This is a genomic window from Pseudoalteromonas sp. 20-MNA-CIBAN-0454 (genome assembly GCF_040308685.1).
Taxonomy (GTDB): domain Bacteria; phylum Pseudomonadota; class Gammaproteobacteria; order Enterobacterales; family Alteromonadaceae; genus Pseudoalteromonas; species Pseudoalteromonas nigrifaciens.
This window is the reverse complement of sequence record NZ_JBEOOB010000112.1, coordinates 1-428: the sequence shown is the minus strand read 5'-3', so window position 1 is coordinate 428 and position 428 is coordinate 1. Positions and strand designations below refer to the sequence as shown.

Annotated in this window: 1 protein-coding gene; it reads left to right on the top strand. The window is 43.9% G+C overall.

What is annotated here, in order from left to right; all coding sequences use genetic code 11:
• The coding region (locus AAEZ22_RS18180) for a transposase domain-containing protein (RefSeq protein WP_352298396.1) at positions 1–428 on the top strand (428 nt) is incomplete at both ends.

The window sequence follows — 428 nt, the reverse complement described above, 5'->3', positions numbered from 1 at the left end:
CTTGATAACTTATCTGGCATATTAGATCCCGAATTACTTAACCAAGCTTTTGAAAAATCGGGTGTCGCCACCGTTCGTAAACGTCGTTTACCACTCGATGCTGTCGTTTGGTCTGTGATTGGTATGAGTTTATTTCGTCATGAATCTGTTTGGGATATAGCCTCTAAAATGGACATCGCCTTACCAGGTAAAGGGAAACTAGTTGCCCCTAGTGCCATGGTTCAAGCGAGACAACGCTTAGGTGAAGGTGCTGTCGAGCAGGTCTTCAAGATGATGGCGTCACGGCATTATAACCATGCCCACTTTGATACATTTTGTGGCTTAAATCTATTAGCTGTTGATGGGGTTGTCTTTCGTACACATGATACGCCAGAGAATAAAGACGTATTTGGGTGTGGCTCAACCCAGTATGGTGAAAATACCTATCC